The organism is Pararhodobacter sp. CCB-MM2 (assembly GCF_001691415.1).
Classification (GTDB): domain Bacteria; phylum Pseudomonadota; class Alphaproteobacteria; order Rhodobacterales; family Rhodobacteraceae; genus Pararhodobacter.
The window spans coordinates 53236-69608 of the sequence record NZ_LRRR01000014.1 but is presented as its reverse complement, the minus strand read 5'-3'; the positions used below and the strand labels follow the sequence as shown (position 1 = coordinate 69608).

The window sequence follows — 16373 nt, the reverse complement described above, 5'->3', positions numbered from 1 at the left end:
GCCGCCCGTGAGGGGCACAGACGAATGATGAGGAAACCATGCTGTCGCTGATCCAGATCCTGTTCCTGATTCTCGACGTGGTCTGGTGGATCATCATCGCCCATATCATCATGTCGTGGCTGATCAATTTCCAGGTGCTGAACCTGCGTCAGCCCTTGGTCGCCCAGATCTGGTATGGTCTCGATCGGCTGCTGAGCCCGCTCTACAACCGTATCCGCCGCCTGCTGCCGGACATGGGTGGGCTGGACCTTGCCCCCCTGATCGTGCTTCTTGCGATCTATGCCATCCGGATCGTCATCACCAACAATATCGGCGCCTTCGTCTGACGCCATGAACCCGGACCAGGATCCGCGAACCCGGGCGCTGTTGGCCAGCGTCTTCGGGTTCTCGGCGTTTCGGCCCGGTCAGGAAGAGATCGTCGAGGCCGTGATCGGCGGCGCCGATGTGCTCGCCATCATGCCCACCGGCGGCGGCAAGTCGCTGTGCTACCAGCTGCCGGCGCTGGCGCGGGAGGGGCTGACGGTGGTCATCTCGCCCCTCATCGCTCTGATGCGCGATCAGGTGCGCGGGCTGCAGCAGGCCGGTGTCGCGGCGGGGGCGCTGACCTCTGGGAACACGCCCGAGGAGAATGAGGCGGTGTTCGAAGCGATGGATGAGGGGCGGCTCAAGCTGCTGTACATCGCTCCGGAACGGCTGGCCTCAAGTGCCACGACCAACATGCTGCGCCGCTCGGATTGCCGGCTCATCGCCGTGGATGAGGCGCATTGCGTCAGCCAATGGGGCCATGATTTCCGCCCCGACTACCTGCGCATCGGTGAGCTTCGGCGCAGCCTCGGCGTGCCGCTCGCGGCCTTCACCGCGACTGCCGACAATGCCACCCGCGGCGAGATCGTGGAGCGGCTGTTCGCGGGTGGTGAGCCCTCGACCTTCCTGCGCGGTTTCGACCGGCCCAATATCCGGCTGGCCTTCGCCGCCAAGGACAATCCGCGCAAGCAGATCATGGCCTTCGCCGCGGCGCGCAAGGGGCAGTCCGGCATCGTCTATTGCGCCACCCGCGCCCGGACCGAGAGCCTCGCGCGGGCCTTGGAAGAGGCTGGCCATACCACCGCCGCCTATCACGGCGGGATGGAGGATTGGGAACGCCGCAAGGTCGAGACCCTGTTCCAGACCGAAGAAGGCCTGATCGTCTGTGCGACCGTCGCCTTCGGCATGGGGGTCGACAAGCCCGACGTGCGCTGGGTCGCCCACGCCGACCTGCCGAAGTCGATCGAGGCCTATTATCAGGAAATCGGGCGCGGCGGTCGTGACGGTCTGCCGGCGGATACGATGACGCTGTACGGCCCCGATGACATTCGCTTGCGCCGGGCCCAGATCGACGAATCCAACGCCCCGCCGGAACGCCGCGAGGCCGATCATGCGCGGCTGAACACCCTTCTGGGACTGGCCGAGGCGACCGCCTGTCGCCGACAGATGCTGCTGGCCTATTTCGGCGAGGTCAGCGCGCCTTGCGGCAACTGCGACCTGTGCGAGAACCCGGTGAAGACCTTCGACGCGACGGAGGCCGTGCGCAAGGCGCTGTCGGCCATGCTGCGCACGGGCGAGAACTTTGGCACCGGCCATCTGATCGACATCCTGACCGGTGCGATGACCGACAAGATCAAGGCGCGGGGGCATGACCAATTGCCGACCTTCGGGGTCGGGCGCGAGCTGTCGAAAGGCGCGTGGCAGGGGGTTTTCCGGCAGATGATGGGCCGCGATCTGGTGCGCCCGGATGCCGAGCGTCACGGGGCGCTGCGCATGACCCAAGACGCCCGGCCGATCCTGCGCGGCGAGGCCAGCATCGAATTCCGCGAGGACAGCGTGAAGCGCATCGCCACCCGGGCCGAGCCGCGGGCGCTGGTGTCCGATGAGGACGCGCCGCTGCTGTCGGCCTTGAAGGCCAAGCGGCGGGCGCTGGCCGATGCCGCAGGCGTGCCGCCCTATGTGATCTTCAACGACAAGTCTTTGATCGAGATGGCGGAAACCCGGCCCTCGACCCTCGATCAATTCGCGGGGATCACCGGGGTCGGTGCGACGAAGCTGGAGCGCTATGGCACGGCGTTTCTTGAGGTGATCACCGGCGCGGGCGTCGCCGGCGCGCATCCGGCGCGGCGCAAACTGGCCGGAACCGGGGCGGGTGAGGTCTTCGACCGGCTCGCCGAGGCGCAAAGCGAACTTGCGCGCGGTGAGGACGGGACGGGCAAGCTGATGTCCTGCGCCTCGAACACCTTGCGGGCGATTGCCGAGCGGCGGCCGCGCAGCCTGTCGGATCTGGAGCGCATTCCGGGGATGGACGCGGCCAAGGTGGAGCGGTTCGGCGAGGCCTTCCTCGCGGTGTTGGCGGAGAGCTAAGTCACCACAGCCGATCGCTCACCCCGGCCCGGGGCGCCGCTCTTGCGGCCCGGGCAGCGGATGGCCGCCCCGACGGCCAGCCGCTTTGGTCACCGCAGCGCGCGGATAGAGGTCTTAAGGAAGTGACGCCATAAAGCACTGACCACCGTCGGCATGGCGGCAGGCCGCGGCCCTATCGCTCAGGCCAGCGTGGTCTGCGGGCCCAGCAGCACGAAGACCAACACCGCCGAGTAGAAGACGAAGCTCGCGGCCAGCACGAAGACGTGCCAAATCGTGTAATGGAAGGGCAGGCGGCGCCAGAGGTAGAAGACCACGCCCAGCGTATAGAGCGAGCCGCCGACGATCATCAGCACCAGCACCGCGGTCGGCATCGTCGCGAACATCGGCCCGCCGACGGCCAGCCCGACCCAGCCCATGCCCAGATAGAGCGCCAGCGCGACCCATTTGAACCGCTCGGGCGAGACGATCTTCAGCGCGATCCCGGCGAGCGCCGCGCCCCAGACGCCGGCCATCAGGGCCATGCTCTGGCCGGACAGCAGCGTGAAGGGCGTATAGGTGCCGGCGATCTTCAGGTAGATGGCTGAATGGTCCAGCCGGCGCAGCAGCCATTCCTTGGCGGTGCCGAAGCCCGAAGTCTCGCCGATATTGTACAGCGCCGAGCACAGGATCATCGCGATCAGCGCGCCGCCGTAGATCGACACGCCGGTGATCGAGGCCGCGTCGCCCCGGTACAACGCCGTCAGCACGATCAGCACCGGCACGGCCATCAGCACCAGCATCAGCCCCATGACATGCACAACGGCATCCGAGATCTGTTCGGCCTTCGAATAGGCTGTGCGCAGGGCGCCGGTCATCTTGCTCTCCGTGGAATGGGGACAGTCTACGGGCTTCGGGGAAACGGGGCAACGGCACCCATCGGTTAACCCAAGGGCAAGTGTGCGCCCATTCGGTAACCGTTTCGTCAAAATGCGCGGGGCCGCGGCGTCACGGGGCTTGGACCCTTGACCCTGCCGACGGGACGGGCGAAGCGGCGGCCACGGGGAGGCAACGAAAGGCAAAAGAATGTATCCGCTGATCCGCCTCGCCAAGGAAATGCTGAAATTCCGGGGCAAACCCCTTGGGCTGTTCGACACGCATGTCTCGCAGCATTGCTGCTGGCCCTGGGATCTGGACCCGTGGCGCGAGCTTAACAACGGCCGCACGCTGACGCTGTTCGATCTGGGCCGGGTGCCGATGTGTTCGCGCATCGGCCTTAATGATGCGCTGATGAAGCAGGGCTGGGGGATGACCGTTGCGGGCTCGACCGTGCGCTACCGGCGCCGGGTGAAGATCATGCAGGCGGTCGAGATGCGCTCTCGGCTGTTGGGCTGGGATCATCGCTTCTTCTACATGGAACAGTCGATGTGGCGCGATGGCGACGCCCTGAACCATGTCCTGATCCGCGCGGCGACGACCGGCGGCAAGGGCATCGTCCCGCCGTCAGAACTGGTCGCGGCGATGGGCCATGCGGGCGTTGCCAGCCCGGAACTGCCTCCTTTCGTGCACGCATGGATCGCGGCGGATGCAGAACGGCCTTGGCCACCGATGAGCGCGTGATCGCCTCTTCCCTTCGGCCCCGGCACCGTTAGGCTGGCGGGGCAGACAGGAGACGTGAGATGGCGGGAATCGGGCATAACAACGGGCCGACGATGGAAGCGGGCGAAAGCTGGCGCCGCCATGCTTGGGGTAAGGCGCGGGCGCGGCTGATGCCGGTCCTGCCCATTGAGGTGGTGCGCATGCGCGTGAAGCGCGCGGCCGAGATTGGCCTCGATTACCGCACCTATGCGTCGATCCGGGCCTCGTCCGGGCATGACGTGATTGCCTTCCTCTATTCGACCAACGCTTTGCGGCTCCTCTCGGCGCAGCAGGCGCTGCCGCAGGATCGCGCCGCCCAGCTGGCCGTGACCGAGGCCGGCCGCGCCGCGCTGACCCGCGCACCGCTCACGCCCGAACAGGTGCTGGCCATGGCGCCGGATCTTCTGGATCACGCAGCCCCCGGTCCCAAGGTCTTCGCCAGCTGGAGCGAGAGCCGCAAGGCGCTCCTCGGGGCGATTGCCTCGCAGAAATGGCCCGCCGACCGCGTGGTCATGGTCGGAGACACGGCCGAGGAGCGCGGTTGGGCGCAGGCGGCGCGGCTGGCCTGGTACCTGTCGGCCGAGCGCTATTTCGCGGCCTGAGACTTTTCGCTTTCCATTCCTGAAACGGCGCCTATAGTCGGGCGCATGGAAAAGTCGCGCGCCATTGCCATTGCCAGCCTGCCGGGTCTGCCCGCGGCGCTGCTGTGCGCGCCCATTGTCCTTGGCGGCCTCCTCCTTCTTAGCCACCTCTGAGCGTGCCCCCGGGCGCGTCGCTCAGAGGTAGCCAGCGCCCATGCACATCGCTAAGAAGACCCCCGAGGAAGCACGGAATACAGCCATGACCGACAAGACCGCCCAGGATCACGTTCTGATCTTCGACACCACGCTGCGTGACGGCGAGCAATCGCCCGGCGCCACCATGAGCCATGACGAGAAGCTGGAGATCGCCGGCCTGCTCGACGAGATGGGCGTGGACATCATCGAAGCCGGCTTCCCGATCGCCTCGGAAGGCGATTTCGCTGCCGTTTCGGAAATCGCCCGCAACTCGCGCAACTCGGTGATCTGCGGTCTGGCCCGCGCCAATTTCGCCGACATCGACCGTTGCTGGGAGGCCGTGAAACACGCCGCCAAGCCGCGCATCCACACCTTCATCGGCACCTCGCCCCTGCACCGCGACATCACCGCGCTGGATCAGGAAGGCATGATCGAGAAGATCGCCGCCACGGTCGCCCATGCCCGCAACCTGTGTGACAATGTGCAATGGTCGCCGATGGACGCGACCCGCACCGAGCATGACTATCTGTGCCGCGTGGTGGAAACCGCGATCAAGAACGGCGCCACCACGATCAACATCCCCGATACCGTCGGCTACACCGCCCCGCGCGAGAGCGCCGACCTGATCCGCATGCTGCTGGAACGGGTGCCGGGCGCCGACGAGATCGTCTTCGCGACGCATTGCCACAACGATCTCGGCATGGCGACCGCCAACTCGCTGGCCGCGGTCGAGGCGGGTGCCCGCCAGATCGAATGCACGATCAACGGGTTGGGCGAGCGCGCCGGCAACACCGCGCTGGAAGAGGTGGTGATGGCGATGCGCGTGCGCAACGACATCATGCCTTACCGCACCGGCATCGACACGACGAAGATTATGCATCTGTCGCGCCGCGTGAGCCAGGTCTCGGGCTTTGCCGTGCAATACAACAAGGCCGTGGTCGGCAAGAACGCCTTCCTGCACGAATCCGGCATCCATCAGGACGGCGTGCTGAAGAACGTCCAGACCTTCGAGATCATGCGCCCGGAAGATATCGGCCTGACCGCGAAGAACATCGCCATGGGCAAGCATTCGGGCCGAGCCGCTCTGCGCGCCAAAATGGCCGAGCTGGGCTATGATCTGGGTGACAACCAGCTGAAGGACGTCTTCGTCCGCTTCAAGGCGCTCGCTGACCGCAAGAAGGAAGTCTACGACGACGATCTGGTCGCGCTGATGGCCGATGCCTCGGCCTCGGGCGACGAGCATCTGCAGGTCAAGAAGCTGCGCGTCGTCTGTGGCACCGAAGGTCCGCAGGAAGCCGAGCTGACCATGAGCGTCGGCGGCGAGGAGAAATTCGTCGATGCCTCGGGCGATGGTCCGGTCGATGCCTGCTTCAACGCCGTGAAGATGCTGTACCCGCACAACGCCAAGCTGGACCTGTATCAGGTCTCGGCCGTGACCGAGGGCACGGACGCGCAGGCGACCGTGTCGGTCCGCATCAGCCGCGACGGCACGGTCTATACCGGCCAGTCGGCGGATACGGATACCGTGGTCGCGTCGGTCAAGGCCTATGTCAACGCGCTGAACCGCATGCATGCGGGGCAGGGGCGCGCCAACAACTCGGCGCTGCAGACCTCGGCCGCGGGCTGAGCCGGCGGACAGAATGCGAAAGGGGGGCCATGAGCCCCCCTTTTTTCATGCCGTGACGGGCCGGTTCAGCGACGGGCGCGGCGCGAGTTGCCCTCGCCGACGACCACGACGTCCGAGGTCGTGTCCAACTGGGCCTGCGTCAGGGCATAGACGGCGCTGATCGTGCGCGCCGCTTCCGAGGCCGCTGCGACAGGCTGACGCGGGCGGGCGGCGACGAAGCGGAAGGTCAGCGTGCCGCCTTGCGGGCGACCAAAGTTCTCAGGCACCAGCTGTGCGTCCCACCAGCCGACCGACGGCATCACGGCCTCGGCCCGGACGATGGCGCCGGACGAGGTGCGCTCGATGGTCATCGCGGTCACTTGCGGAACCAGCGGGCGGTGATCTTCGACGGCGCCGGTCTCGCCCAATTCGGGGCGGGCTTCCTCACGCGAGGAGTTGAACCAGTTCATCGGGTTGATCCGCGACTCGCGGACCGTCGAGCAGCCGGTCAGCGCGACACTCGCGGCCAGGACCAGGATCAGCGGGGTCTTCATCGGGCTCTCTCCATGCCGAGGCTGGGGCAAGGCCTAGCGCAAAGGCCCCGCTTTGAAAAGACCGTGCCCCTTTAGGCGCTGGACCTTTCCCCCCCTTGGGCCTAGGTCTGGCCGGGCAGGCATTTCCAGCGGAAAAGCGGAGACGACATGGCGCAACAAGAGTTCGACGAGATCGCCGAGACCTTCGAATTTCTCGACGATTGGGAAGATCGCTATCGCCACGTGATCGAGATGGGCCGCGATCTGGCCCCGATGGACGAGGCCCTGAAGGTCCCCGCCAACAAGGTCAATGGCTGCGCCAGCCAGGTCTGGCTGTTCCCCCGGATCGAAGACGGCCGGTTCGATTTCTACGGCGATTCCGATGCCATGATCGTGCGCGGCTTGATTGCCGTGCTGCATGCGCTCTACGCCGGTCGCCCGCTGGCCGAGGTGCCCGGCATCGACGCCGGCGCCGCGCTGAAACAGCTGGGTCTGGACGAACACCTGTCCTCGCAACGCTCGAACGGGGTTCGGGCGATGGTCGAACGCATCCGCCTCGTGTCCGCGCAGGCGCTGGAGAACTGACATGCCCGATCCCTCGACCCTGATCCTCATGGGGCTGCTGCTGGCGGCCATCGGCATGGTCGCCGGTGTGATCGCCGGCCTGTTGGGGGTCGGTGGCGGCATCGTTCTGGTGCCGGCGTTCTTCTATGCCTTCTCGGCGCTGGGCTATGGCAGCGACCAGCTGATGCAGGTCTGTCTGGCGACCTCGCTGGCGACGATCATCGTCACCTCGATCAAGTCCGTCCGCACCCACAACAAGCGCGGCGCGGTGGATTGGGACATCCTCAAGGGCTGGGCCCCGTGGATCGCCATCGGCGCGCTGCTGGGCGTCGTCGCGGCCTCGGGGCTGAAATCGGTCGTGCTGCAGGGCATTTTCGGCTGCGTCGGCCTGATCGTCGGCCTCTATCTGGCCTTCGGCCGCGAGAACTGGCGGCTGGGCGAGGACATGCCCAAAGGTGCCCCGCGCGGCATCACCGGCTCGATCATCGGCTTTTTGTCGGTGCTGATGGGGATCGGCGGCGGCTCGTTCGGCGTGCCGCTGATGACGCTGTTCAACGTGCCGATCCACCGCGCGGTGGCCACGGCGGCAGGCTTCGGGCTGACCATCGCCGCGCCCTCGGTCATCGGGTTTCTCTTCGTCCCGATCGCAGATGCGCCGCCCTTCACGCTGGGCGCCGTGAACCTGCCCGCCTTCGCGCTGGTCGTGGCGATGACGATGATCACCACCACCTGGGGTGTGAAACTGGCGCATGCGATGGACCCCAAGCCCCTGCGCCGGGTCTTCGCGATCTTCATCATGGTGATGGCGCTGAACATGCTGAGGAAGGCTTTGGGCTACTGAGCCCGACGCTTCCCAAATCGCCCGTCTCGGGCTAGTCATTTCCGGCAAGGAGGGCCCCGCCATGGCAACCATTCTCGACCGCATCAAGGCCTACAAGCTGGAAGAAGTGGCCGCCGCCAAGGCCGCCCGTCCGCTCACGCAGGTCGAAGCCGAAGCCCGCGAAGCGTCCGCCCCGCGCGGCTTCCACGCGGCCTTGGCGCTCGCCTCGGCCACTGGCTATGGTCTCATTGCCGAGATCAAGAAGGCCTCGCCCTCGAAGGGCCTGATCCGCGCCGATTTCAACCCGCCCGCCTTGGCCGAAGCCTATCAGGCCGGCGGCGCGAGCTGCCTCTCGGTCTTGACCGACACCCCCAGCTTTCAGGGCGCGCCCGAGTTCCTGAAAGCCGCACGGGCCGCCGTCTCGCTGCCCTGCCTGCGCAAGGATTTCCTCTACGACACCTATCAGGTCGCCGAGGCCCGCGCTTGGGGTGCCGATTGCATTCTGATCATCATGGCCTCGGTCTCGGACGCGCAGGCGGCCGAGCTGGAAGACGCCGCGATGGGCTGGGGCATGGATGTGCTGATCGAGACCCATGACGCGCCCGAGATGGAACGCGCCCTGCGGCTGAAATCGCCGCTGATTGGCGTGAACAACCGCAATCTCAACACCTTCGAGACGACGCTCGACACCACGCGCCAGCTGGCGGCGATGGTGCCGCAGGACCGGATGCTGGTCTCGGAAAGCGGCCTCTTCACCCCCGCCGATCTGGCCGACATGGCTGCCCATGGTGCGCGCGCCTTCCTCATCGGCGAGAGCCTGATGCGGCAGGACGACGTGGCCGGGGCGACCCGTGCGCTGCTGGCCAATCCGGTGCCCGCATGAGCGGCCTCACCCATTTCGACGCCGAGGGCCGCGCCCTGATGGTCGACGTGTCCGAAAAGGCCGTGACCAGCCGCGTTGCCACCGCCTGCGCGCATGTGGTAATGTTGCCCGAGACGCTGGCCCATGTCGTCTCCGGCACGGCCAAGAAGGGTGACGTGCTGGGTGTCGCGCGGCTGGCTGGCATCATGGCGGCCAAGAAGACCTCGGATCTGATCCCGCTCTGTCATCCGCTGCCGATCACCAAGGTCAGCGTCGATCTGGTGCCCGACCCCTCGCTGCCCGGCGTGCGTATCACCGCCGAGGTCAAGACGACCGGCCAGACCGGGGTCGAGATGGAGGCCCTGACTGCCGCCTCGACCGCCGCGCTGACCGTCTATGACATGCTCAAAGCCGTTGAGAAATCGATGGAAATCGGCGGCATCGCGGTCCTGCGCAAGGAAGGCGGCAAGTCCGGCACCTATGTGAGGGATAACGCGTGATCGGCGTTGATGAGGCGCTGTCGCTCTGCCTTGACCTCGTGACGCCGGGTGCGCGGGTGGAAACGGTCGCGCTGGCGCAAGCGGCGGGCCGGGTGCTTGCGGCACCGGCCCGTGCCCGGCGCGCCCAGCCGCCGTTCCGGTCCTCGGCGATGGATGGCTACGCCCTGCGGGATGCCGAGCTGGCGATCGGCGCCGCCTTCACCGTGGTGGGCGAGGCCGCCGCGGGCCATGGCTGGGACGGCACCGTCCAGCCGGGTCAAGCCGTCCGCATCTTCACCGGCGCCCCGGTCCCGGAAGGCGCCGACCATGTCGTGATCCAGGAGGATGTCGCCCGCGACGGCGATATCATCAGCATCCAGCCCAACCTCGGGCAGGGGCCGAACATCCGCCCCGCGGGCGGCGATTTCGACGAAGGCTTCACCCTGACGCCGCCCCGTGTGCTGAATGCCCGCGATCTTGCCCTTCTGGCGGCGATGAACGTGCCGCATGTCACGGTGCGCGCGCGCCCGCGGGTCGCCCTGCTGGCCACGGGAGACGAACTGGTGATGCCCGGCGAGGATCCGACCCGCGACCAGATCATCGCCTCCAACACCTTCGCCTTGAAAGCCATGGTCGATGCGGCCGGCGGCGAGGGGCTGATCCTGCCCATCGCACCCGACCGCCGCGACGCGCTTGAGATCGCCATGGGCGAGATGGCGCAATCGGATATCGCCGTGACCATCGGCGGGGCCTCGGTCGGGGATTATGACCTCGTGGGTCAGGTCGGCGAGGCGCTGGGCATGCGCCGCGCCTTCTACAAGATCGCCATGCGCCCCGGCAAACCGCTGATCGCGGGGCAATTGGGCGGTGTTCCCTACCTCGGGCTGCCGGGGAATCCGGTCTCGGCTGTTGTGACCGGCCATCTGTTCCTGCTGCCGATGGTCCGGCGCTGGCTGGGCCTGCCCTCGGTCGCACCGCTGCGCCAGCAGGCCGTGCTGGGCGAGGACGTCGGCCCCACGGGTCCCCGGACGCATTACATGCGCGCGCGACTGGTGGACGGCGTCGTCACGCCCTTCCCGTCGCAGGATAGCGCCCTTCTGGGCGTCTTGGCCGATGCCGATTGCCTCCTGGAGCGTCCCTTGGGCGACGGGCCGCGCAAGGCAGGCGACTCGGTGAGTGTTCTGCCATTCTGATCGGCGCTTCTTGATGAAGCGTTGACACAAAACGGGAACATGCGTAGAACAGGGGGCAAACGCCTGACGTTTCCCTGTTGGAGGACGCGATGCTCACCCGCAAACAGCTCGAGCTTTTGGAACTGATCGACACGCGGATGAAGCGTGACGGGGTGCCGCCGTCTTTTGACGAAATGAAGGATGCGCTGAACCTGCGCTCGAAATCGGGGATCCATCGGCTGATCACCGCGCTGGAGGAACGGGGCTTCATCCGTCGTCTCGCCCATCGCGCCCGTGCCATCGAAGTCGTCCGCATGCCTGAGGCCTTGGAGGCGCGCGTCCCGCGGGTGATCGAAGGGGGCGCGCCGCCCGCTCCGGCCCCGGCGCCCGCGCGCGCCATGCCGGTCAGCGCAGCCGCGATGGACCTGCCGGTGATGGGCCGGATCGCCGCCGGTACACCGATCGAGGCGATTTCCGAGGTCTCGCACCACATCGCCGTGCCGGGATCGATGCTGGGCGGCAAGGGCGAGCATTATGCGCTGGAGGTTCACGGCGACTCAATGATCGAGGCCGGGATCCATGACGGCGACATCGTCGTGATCCGCGAACAGACCACCGCGGACAATGGCGATATCGTTGTCGCTTTGGTGGAAGGGCTTGAGGCAACGTTGAAGCGATTCCGCCGGCAGCGTGGGATGATCGCTCTGGAAGCCGCGAACCCCGCCTATGAGACTCGCGTCCTGCGCGATGATCAGGTGCAGGTGCAGGGCCGTCTTGTCGGATTGATCCGGAGTTATTGAGCGTCTTGGGCGGTTTCGGCCCATAGGCGCCAGTTTCCGTCCTGTTGCTGCAGCACTTGCGCAGTCAGTCTGGATACGGCTGCACAATGGGAGGGGATGCGTGGTGCCCTCTTCGTGTTTCCGTAAGTACGGTTACAGGTGTGGATCCACGTCCGGGAGATCGCCAACGCCACGCCTCTCTCGCGCTAAACCAACGATTGCATCTGTTTCAAGCAAAACGCGCGCTGTTTGAGACGCGCGTTTTCTGTTTGACGTCATAGCTTTACGGGCGGCGTCGTCCGCTCAGGCCGTGAGGGTTGGTCGCAGTGTGATGACGCTGTTGCGCGGCTTTGGGCGACGGCGTCCCCGCTCGGCGATGAGCGGACCAAGGGCGCCTCGCAGTTTCTCAATCTGCAAGGGTTTCGTCAGGCAATCGTCGAAGCCCGCTTTCAGATAGGCCTCCACCTGATGCGACATCGCGTTGGCCGTGAAGGCCACGATTGGCAGCATGGTGGCCGGTGGACGCGCGCCGGGCGCCGTGGCCCGCTGCGCTTCCCGTGCCCGGATCTCACGCAGGACCGATACGCCATCGAGATCGGGCATCGAAATGTCGAGGATGATCAGATCGAATTCCTCGCGCTCATAGGCTTTCAACGCCTCGGCCCCATCGGGTACCAGAACCGCCCCGATCCCCAGTTGCCCCATCATGGCGCCCAGGATCATCCGGTTGGTCCGGTTGTCATCGGCAGCCAGAACGCGCAGGCCGTGCAGGGCCTCAGGGTCTAGCGGGGCCTCAGGGGCGGGTTTGCGAGCCTCCGGGACATCCGTCCGTGCGATCGGCAGCGACAGCGATACGGTCGTGCCTTCGCCGGGGGCCGACACCACGTCGATGCTGCCGCCCATCATCTCCACCAGACGGCGGACGATCGGCATGCCAAGGCCCGTGCCGCCAAAGCGGCGGGCAATCGAGCTGTCGGCCTGACCGAATTCCTCGAACACCTGAACCATCTGCTCTTCGCTCATGCCGATGCCGGTATCGCGCACCGACAGGGCCATCACGTCCGGCGCATCGCAATTGATGTCGACCATGACCGAGCCGGATTCGGTAAACTTCACCGCGTTCGAGATCACGTTGTGCATGATCTGTAGGATGCGGTGCGGATCGCCCATGCGCGCGCCTTGGACGTCGCCAGAGAGGGTGACGCCGAAGGAAATATGCTTCTCCGAGGCCTTGAGCGTGTGCACCGATTCGATCCGCTGGGCGATATCCATCGGCACGAAGGGCACAGTCTCGATCTCGAGGAGATCGGCCTCGATCTTGGACATGTCCAAGAGGTCGTTGATGATGCTCAGCAGCAGCGTGCCGGAATCGTGCATGACCTTGACCATGCGACGCTGATCGGCGTCCGACACCAGCCCCTCCAGCACCTCGGCCACGCCGAGGACGCCGTTCAGGGGCGTGCGCATCTCGTGGCTCATCTTGGCGAGGAAGTTCGACTTGGCGGCATTGGCGCGGTGGGCTTCTTCCAGCGCCTCTTCCTTGGCGCGCTCGGCCCCGACCTGATCGGTGACGTCCAGCAAGGCGTAGACGACCCGCGCGCGGGTGCCATCGCCGATGGGGACGGGGGCGGCATGGACGGAGCAATAGCGCAGGCCGTCAGGGCAATGCAGCGCGAAGCGGATCGGCGTCGCGGCCTTGCCGGTCTCGATCACCTGATCGAACGGGGTCTCGCCCTTCGCGAAGGGCGTGCCGTCTTCTCGCGTATAGCGCCATTCGTCGGAATCATGCGGCTTGCCGATCATCACCGCGCGGGGGGCGCCCATCACGGTTTCGGCCTGATCATTGGCGAATTGGATGCGGCCCTCGGCGTCGAACACCATCATCCCCATGGCCGAGGTCGACAGGATCGATTCGAGGAACGCCTGTTCGTCGGCCAGTTCCGCCTGGGTTTCGCGGACGGCGATGTCCTTCTCGCGCCGGATCAGGACCGAGCAGATCACGTCGGCCACGGATTGCAGCAGATAGACCTCACCCGGCAGGAAGGCGTGGGTGTGATGCACGCCGTCGAAGCCCACGAAGCCGTAGGTCGCACCTTCCCAGCGCATCGGCACCAGCAGGATCGAGCGGATCTGTTGTTCTTCCAAAATCGCGCGGGAATGTGAGCCCTCTTCCATCTCGGCGACGTCGGGAACATGGAAATGCTCACCGCGGTCCAAGGCTTCGGCGATCGGGCCGTATAGTTCGATCGGGAGGCCCTGAAGATGCTCCAGCATCGGGTCGATCCCCTCGGCGCACCATTCGTGGGTGTTGTTGGTCACCTCACCATCGTGGACGAAGACATAGGCACGATCCCGGACGCAATAGTCGCCCAAGCGCGATATGGCTGCGTTGATCGACGCATCGGTCTGGTCGATGGATGCGCGCAAAAGGTCGTTGAGAATGTCCACCACCAGACCCTGAATGCGCGTCAGGCGTGTCTCGTTGCTGATGATGTCGTCATTCATGCAAAATGCTCCTGCCAGCGGACAACGCCGGTCTCAGGATTACAGTTCTGCCCGGAGAGTGGTTAAGGTTTCGTGAGCTATGACCGGTCGGCGGGCGCAGGGGTACAACTTCGGCGTGAACTGTGCCGTTTTCATGGCAACAGGTCAATCCGCGCTTCTGCCAACGACCCCGGTGCCTTGCGAGGGGGGAGGGGTTTCGGTAGCACTTCGCCAGACCCGTCCGGACAGCTGAAGGAGCCGCCGATGACCGCGCCCATGGACCCCGTCGATCTCACTGCCCGGCTGATCCGCTGCCCCTCGGTCACGCCTGAGGAAGGCGGTGCGCTGCAGCTGTTGGAGGCCGAACTGTCCGCCGCCGGCTTCACCTGCACCCGCGTCGACCGCAACGGCACGTCGAACCTGTTCGCGCGCTGGGGGGCGAAGGGGGCGAACCGCAGCTTCGGCTTCAACGGGCATACCGATGTGGTGCCGGTGGGCGATCCGGCGGAATGGCGCTTCGATCCCTTCTCGGCCACCGAGGCCGAGGGCAAGCTCTGGGGCCGGGGGGCCTGCGACATGAAGTCGGGCGTCGCGGCCTTCGTCGCGGCGGCGGTGGATTTCGTGCGCGAGACGCCGCCCGATGGCGCCGTGGTCATCGCCATCACCGGCGACGAGGAGGGCGATGCCACGGACGGCACAGTGGCGCTGCTGGACTGGATGGCGGCCGAGGGCGAGCGCATGACGCATTGCCTCGTCGGTGAGCCGACTTGCCCGGAGCAGATGGGCGAGATGATGAAGAATGGTCGCCGGGGCTCGATGACCGCGCGGATCGAGGCACGTGGCATCCAGGGCCATGCCGCCTATCCGCATCGGGCACGCAACCCCTTGCCAGCGCTGGTGAAATTGCTTGATCGGCTGGCCAGTCACGAGCTGGATCAGGGCAACGCGCTGTTCGATCCCTCGACGCTGGCGCTGACCACGATCGACACCGGCAACCCCACCTCGAACGTGATCCCTGCGAAGGCGCATGCGGTTCTGAACATCCGGTTCAACGACCTGCATTCCGGCGACAGCCTGACCGGCTGGCTGGAAGGAGAAATCGCCAAGATCCGCGAGGAGACGAGCGTCGATTTCTCGCTGATGGTGAAGATCTCGGGCGAGAGCTTCGTCACCCCGCCGGGCTGGTTCACCGACCTCGTGACCGACGCGGTCGAGGCCAATTGCGGGCGGCGTCCGGTGCTGTCGACCTCGGGGGGCACGTCGGATGCGCGCTTCATCAAGGACCATTGCCCGGTGGTCGAATTCGGGCTGGTCGGCCAGTCGATGCACAAGGTCGACGAGCATGTCGCCACTGACCATGTGCATCAGCTGAAGGGCGTCTATCGCCATATCCTCGAGCGTTATTTCGCCGCCGAGTGATCCCAGTTGAGGATCGCCTCCACCGCCTCGTCAGCCGTTTCGACGAGGCGGAAGAGCTTCAGATCCTCGGGCGCGATCGTGCCCGCGTCGGCCAGCATCTCCCAATTCACGACCTTCTCCCAGAAGTCGCGCCCGAACAGCAGGAACGGGATCGGCTTCATGCGCTTTGTCTGGATCAGGGTCAGGCTCTCGAACATTTCATCGAGCGTACCGAAGCCGCCGGGGAAAACCGCGACGGCACGGGCGCGCATCAGGAAATGCATCTTCCGCAGCGCGAAATAGTGAAAATTGAAGGAAAGTTCGGGCGTGACGTATTGGTTTGGCGCCTGTTCATGCGGCAGGACGATGTTCAGGCCGATGGATTTGCCCCCGGCCTCGGCCGCGCCGCGGTTGCCGGCTTCCATCACGCCGGGGCCGCCGCCGGTGGTGACGATCCAGTCGTCGCCCCCCTGTTCGAGCGAAATCTCGGTGATGCGGCGGGCAAATTTGCGCGCCTCGTCGTAGTAATGCGACAGGTTGGCGAGCGTCTCGGTCCGGGCTTTGGCCTTGTTCTCGGGCGCCGGAATGCGGGCGCCGCCGAACAGCACGACGGTCGATTTCACGCCGGCTTCGTTCATCGCCATTTCGGGCTTGAGCAGCTCCAGCTGCAGACGGACCGGGCGCAGCTCGTCGCGGCAGAGGAAATCGTCATCGGCGAAGGCGAGGCGATAGGTCGGTGACAGGGTCTGCGGCGTCTGGGGAATATGGCGCGCGGTTTCGATGTCCTGATGGCTGTCGCGCAGGGCGTGACGGCGCTGGGTTCTGGTGTCGGCGCGCTTCGTGGCCTTGCTCATGGCGGCTCCCCTTTCAACTATCGGACCCCCTAGGTAGTGTC

At 66.0% G+C, this 16373-nt stretch carries 16 protein-coding genes; 12 read left to right on the top strand and 4 right to left on the bottom strand.

The genetic code is table 11. The annotated features are described in order from the left end of the window. The first annotated feature begins 38 nt into the window (after window positions 1-38). Window positions 39-326, top strand: coding sequence for a YggT family protein (locus BCY78_RS14460; protein WP_068303176.1), 288 nt, complete (start codon window positions 39-41; stop codon window positions 324-326). 4 nt (window positions 327-330) lie between these two features. After that, the gene (recQ, locus tag BCY78_RS14455; protein WP_068303173.1) at window positions 331-2391 is read left to right on the top strand and encodes a DNA helicase RecQ; all 2061 of its coding nucleotides are present in this window, start codon (window positions 331-333) and stop codon (window positions 2389-2391) included. Window positions 2392-2570: 179 nt separating this feature from the next. Here recQ and BCY78_RS14450 read toward each other — a convergent pair whose 3' ends face one another. Then, the gene (locus BCY78_RS14450; protein WP_068303172.1) at window positions 2571-3245 is read right to left on the bottom strand and encodes a hemolysin III family protein; all 675 of its coding nucleotides are present in this window, start codon (window positions 3243-3245) and stop codon (window positions 2571-2573) included. A gap of 208 nt (window positions 3246-3453) precedes the next feature. Here BCY78_RS14450 and BCY78_RS14445 point away from each other — a divergent pair, with 208 nt between their 5' ends. The 3 genes from BCY78_RS14445 to BCY78_RS14435 all read left to right on the top strand — a co-directional run bounded on the left by BCY78_RS14445 (window position 3454) and on the right by BCY78_RS14435 (window position 6408). Continuing rightward, window positions 3454-3987, top strand: a complete 534-nt coding sequence (locus tag BCY78_RS14445) for an acyl-CoA thioesterase (RefSeq protein ID WP_068303168.1) — start codon at window positions 3454-3456, stop codon at window positions 3985-3987. A gap of 59 nt (window positions 3988-4046) precedes the next feature. Next, window positions 4047-4607 carry a hypothetical protein gene (locus tag BCY78_RS14440; RefSeq protein ID WP_068303167.1) on the top strand — a complete coding sequence of 187 codons (561 nt, stop codon included), beginning with the start codon at window positions 4047-4049 and terminating at the stop codon, window positions 4605-4607. Between the two features lie 238 nt (window positions 4608-4845). Then, window positions 4846-6408: a 2-isopropylmalate synthase gene (locus BCY78_RS14435; protein ID WP_068303161.1), complete on the top strand. Its 1563-nt coding sequence runs from the start codon at window positions 4846-4848 to the stop codon at window positions 6406-6408. A 65-nt stretch (window positions 6409-6473) separates the two neighbouring features. Here the strand turns inward: BCY78_RS14435 and BCY78_RS14430 are convergent, their stop codons facing one another. After that, window positions 6474-6941, bottom strand: coding sequence for a hypothetical protein (locus BCY78_RS14430; RefSeq protein ID WP_068303157.1), 468 nt, complete (start codon window positions 6939-6941; stop codon window positions 6474-6476). A 147-nt stretch (window positions 6942-7088) separates the two neighbouring features. On the opposite strand from BCY78_RS14430, the gene BCY78_RS14425 reads away from it, so the two are divergent. From BCY78_RS14425 to lexA, 6 genes are all read left to right on the top strand, one after another. After that, window positions 7089-7505, top strand: coding sequence for a SufE family protein (locus BCY78_RS14425; protein WP_068303155.1), 417 nt, complete (start codon window positions 7089-7091; stop codon window positions 7503-7505). Between the two features lies 1 nt (window position 7506). After that, window positions 7507-8325, top strand: coding sequence for a sulfite exporter TauE/SafE family protein (locus BCY78_RS14420; protein ID WP_068303152.1), 819 nt, complete (start codon window positions 7507-7509; stop codon window positions 8323-8325). A gap of 61 nt (window positions 8326-8386) precedes the next feature. Next, window positions 8387-9187 carry an indole-3-glycerol phosphate synthase TrpC gene (trpC, locus tag BCY78_RS14415; protein WP_068303149.1) on the top strand — a complete coding sequence of 267 codons (801 nt, stop codon included), beginning with the start codon at window positions 8387-8389 and terminating at the stop codon, window positions 9185-9187. After that, the gene (gene moaC, locus BCY78_RS14410) at window positions 9184-9666 is read left to right on the top strand and encodes a cyclic pyranopterin monophosphate synthase MoaC (protein ID WP_068303147.1); all 483 of its coding nucleotides are present in this window, start codon (window positions 9184-9186) and stop codon (window positions 9664-9666) included. Before trpC ends, moaC begins: the two co-directional genes overlap by 4 nt. Further along, the gene (glp, locus tag BCY78_RS14405) at window positions 9663-10838 is read left to right on the top strand and encodes a gephyrin-like molybdotransferase Glp (protein ID WP_068303146.1); all 1176 of its coding nucleotides are present in this window, start codon (window positions 9663-9665) and stop codon (window positions 10836-10838) included. Before moaC ends, glp begins: the two co-directional genes overlap by 4 nt. 89 nt (window positions 10839-10927) lie before the next feature. Then, window positions 10928-11617: a transcriptional repressor LexA gene (lexA, locus tag BCY78_RS14400; protein WP_068303145.1), complete on the top strand. Its 690-nt coding sequence runs from the start codon at window positions 10928-10930 to the stop codon at window positions 11615-11617. Between the two features lie 282 nt (window positions 11618-11899). On the opposite strand, the gene BCY78_RS14395 is transcribed toward lexA, so the two are convergent. Continuing rightward, a complete protein-coding gene (locus BCY78_RS14395) occupies window positions 11900-14101 on the bottom strand; it encodes an ATP-binding protein (RefSeq protein ID WP_068303142.1) in 2202 nt (733 codons plus the stop codon). 243 nt (window positions 14102-14344) lie between these two features. Here BCY78_RS14395 and dapE point away from each other — a divergent pair, with 243 nt between their 5' ends. Further along, a complete protein-coding gene (dapE, locus tag BCY78_RS14390; RefSeq protein ID WP_068303139.1) occupies window positions 14345-15499 on the top strand; it encodes a succinyl-diaminopimelate desuccinylase in 1155 nt (384 codons plus the stop codon). Here dapE and BCY78_RS14385 read toward each other — a convergent pair. After that, window positions 15481-16332 carry a TIGR00730 family Rossman fold protein gene (locus BCY78_RS14385; RefSeq protein ID WP_068303137.1) on the bottom strand — a complete coding sequence of 284 codons (852 nt, stop codon included), beginning with the start codon at window positions 16330-16332 and terminating at the stop codon, window positions 15481-15483. The genes dapE and BCY78_RS14385 overlap by 19 nt on opposite strands. Between the last annotated feature and the right edge of the window lie 41 nt (window positions 16333-16373).

What these genes read in the sequence shown, in the direction of transcription:
- BCY78_RS14460 (WP_068303176.1), top strand. Translation starts at nt 39, where the DNA reads ATGCTGTCGCTGATCCAGATCCTGTTCCTGATTCTCGACGTGGTCTGG.
- recQ (WP_068303173.1), top strand. Translation starts at nt 331, where the DNA reads ATGAACCCGGACCAGGATCCGCGAACCCGGGCGCTGTTGGCCAGCGTC.
- BCY78_RS14450 (WP_068303172.1), bottom strand. Translation starts at nt 3,245, where the DNA reads ATGACCGGCGCCCTGCGCACAGCCTATTCGAAGGCCGAACAGATCTCG.
- BCY78_RS14445 (WP_068303168.1), top strand. Translation starts at nt 3,454, where the DNA reads ATGTATCCGCTGATCCGCCTCGCCAAGGAAATGCTGAAATTCCGGGGC.
- BCY78_RS14440 (WP_068303167.1), top strand. Translation starts at nt 4,047, where the DNA reads ATGGCGGGAATCGGGCATAACAACGGGCCGACGATGGAAGCGGGCGAA.
- BCY78_RS14435 (WP_068303161.1), top strand. Translation starts at nt 4,846, where the DNA reads ATGACCGACAAGACCGCCCAGGATCACGTTCTGATCTTCGACACCACG.
- BCY78_RS14430 (WP_068303157.1), bottom strand. Translation starts at nt 6,941, where the DNA reads ATGAAGACCCCGCTGATCCTGGTCCTGGCCGCGAGTGTCGCGCTGACC.
- BCY78_RS14425 (WP_068303155.1), top strand. Translation starts at nt 7,089, where the DNA reads ATGGCGCAACAAGAGTTCGACGAGATCGCCGAGACCTTCGAATTTCTC.
- BCY78_RS14420 (WP_068303152.1), top strand. Translation starts at nt 7,507, where the DNA reads ATGCCCGATCCCTCGACCCTGATCCTCATGGGGCTGCTGCTGGCGGCC.
- trpC (WP_068303149.1), top strand. Translation starts at nt 8,387, where the DNA reads ATGGCAACCATTCTCGACCGCATCAAGGCCTACAAGCTGGAAGAAGTG.
- moaC (WP_068303147.1), top strand. Translation starts at nt 9,184, where the DNA reads ATGAGCGGCCTCACCCATTTCGACGCCGAGGGCCGCGCCCTGATGGTC.
- lexA (WP_068303145.1), top strand. Translation starts at nt 10,928, where the DNA reads ATGCTCACCCGCAAACAGCTCGAGCTTTTGGAACTGATCGACACGCGG.
- BCY78_RS14395 (WP_068303142.1), bottom strand. Translation starts at nt 14,101, where the DNA reads ATGAATGACGACATCATCAGCAACGAGACACGCCTGACGCGCATTCAG.
- dapE (WP_068303139.1), top strand. Translation starts at nt 14,345, where the DNA reads ATGACCGCGCCCATGGACCCCGTCGATCTCACTGCCCGGCTGATCCGC.
- BCY78_RS14385 (WP_068303137.1), bottom strand. Translation starts at nt 16,332, where the DNA reads ATGAGCAAGGCCACGAAGCGCGCCGACACCAGAACCCAGCGCCGTCAC.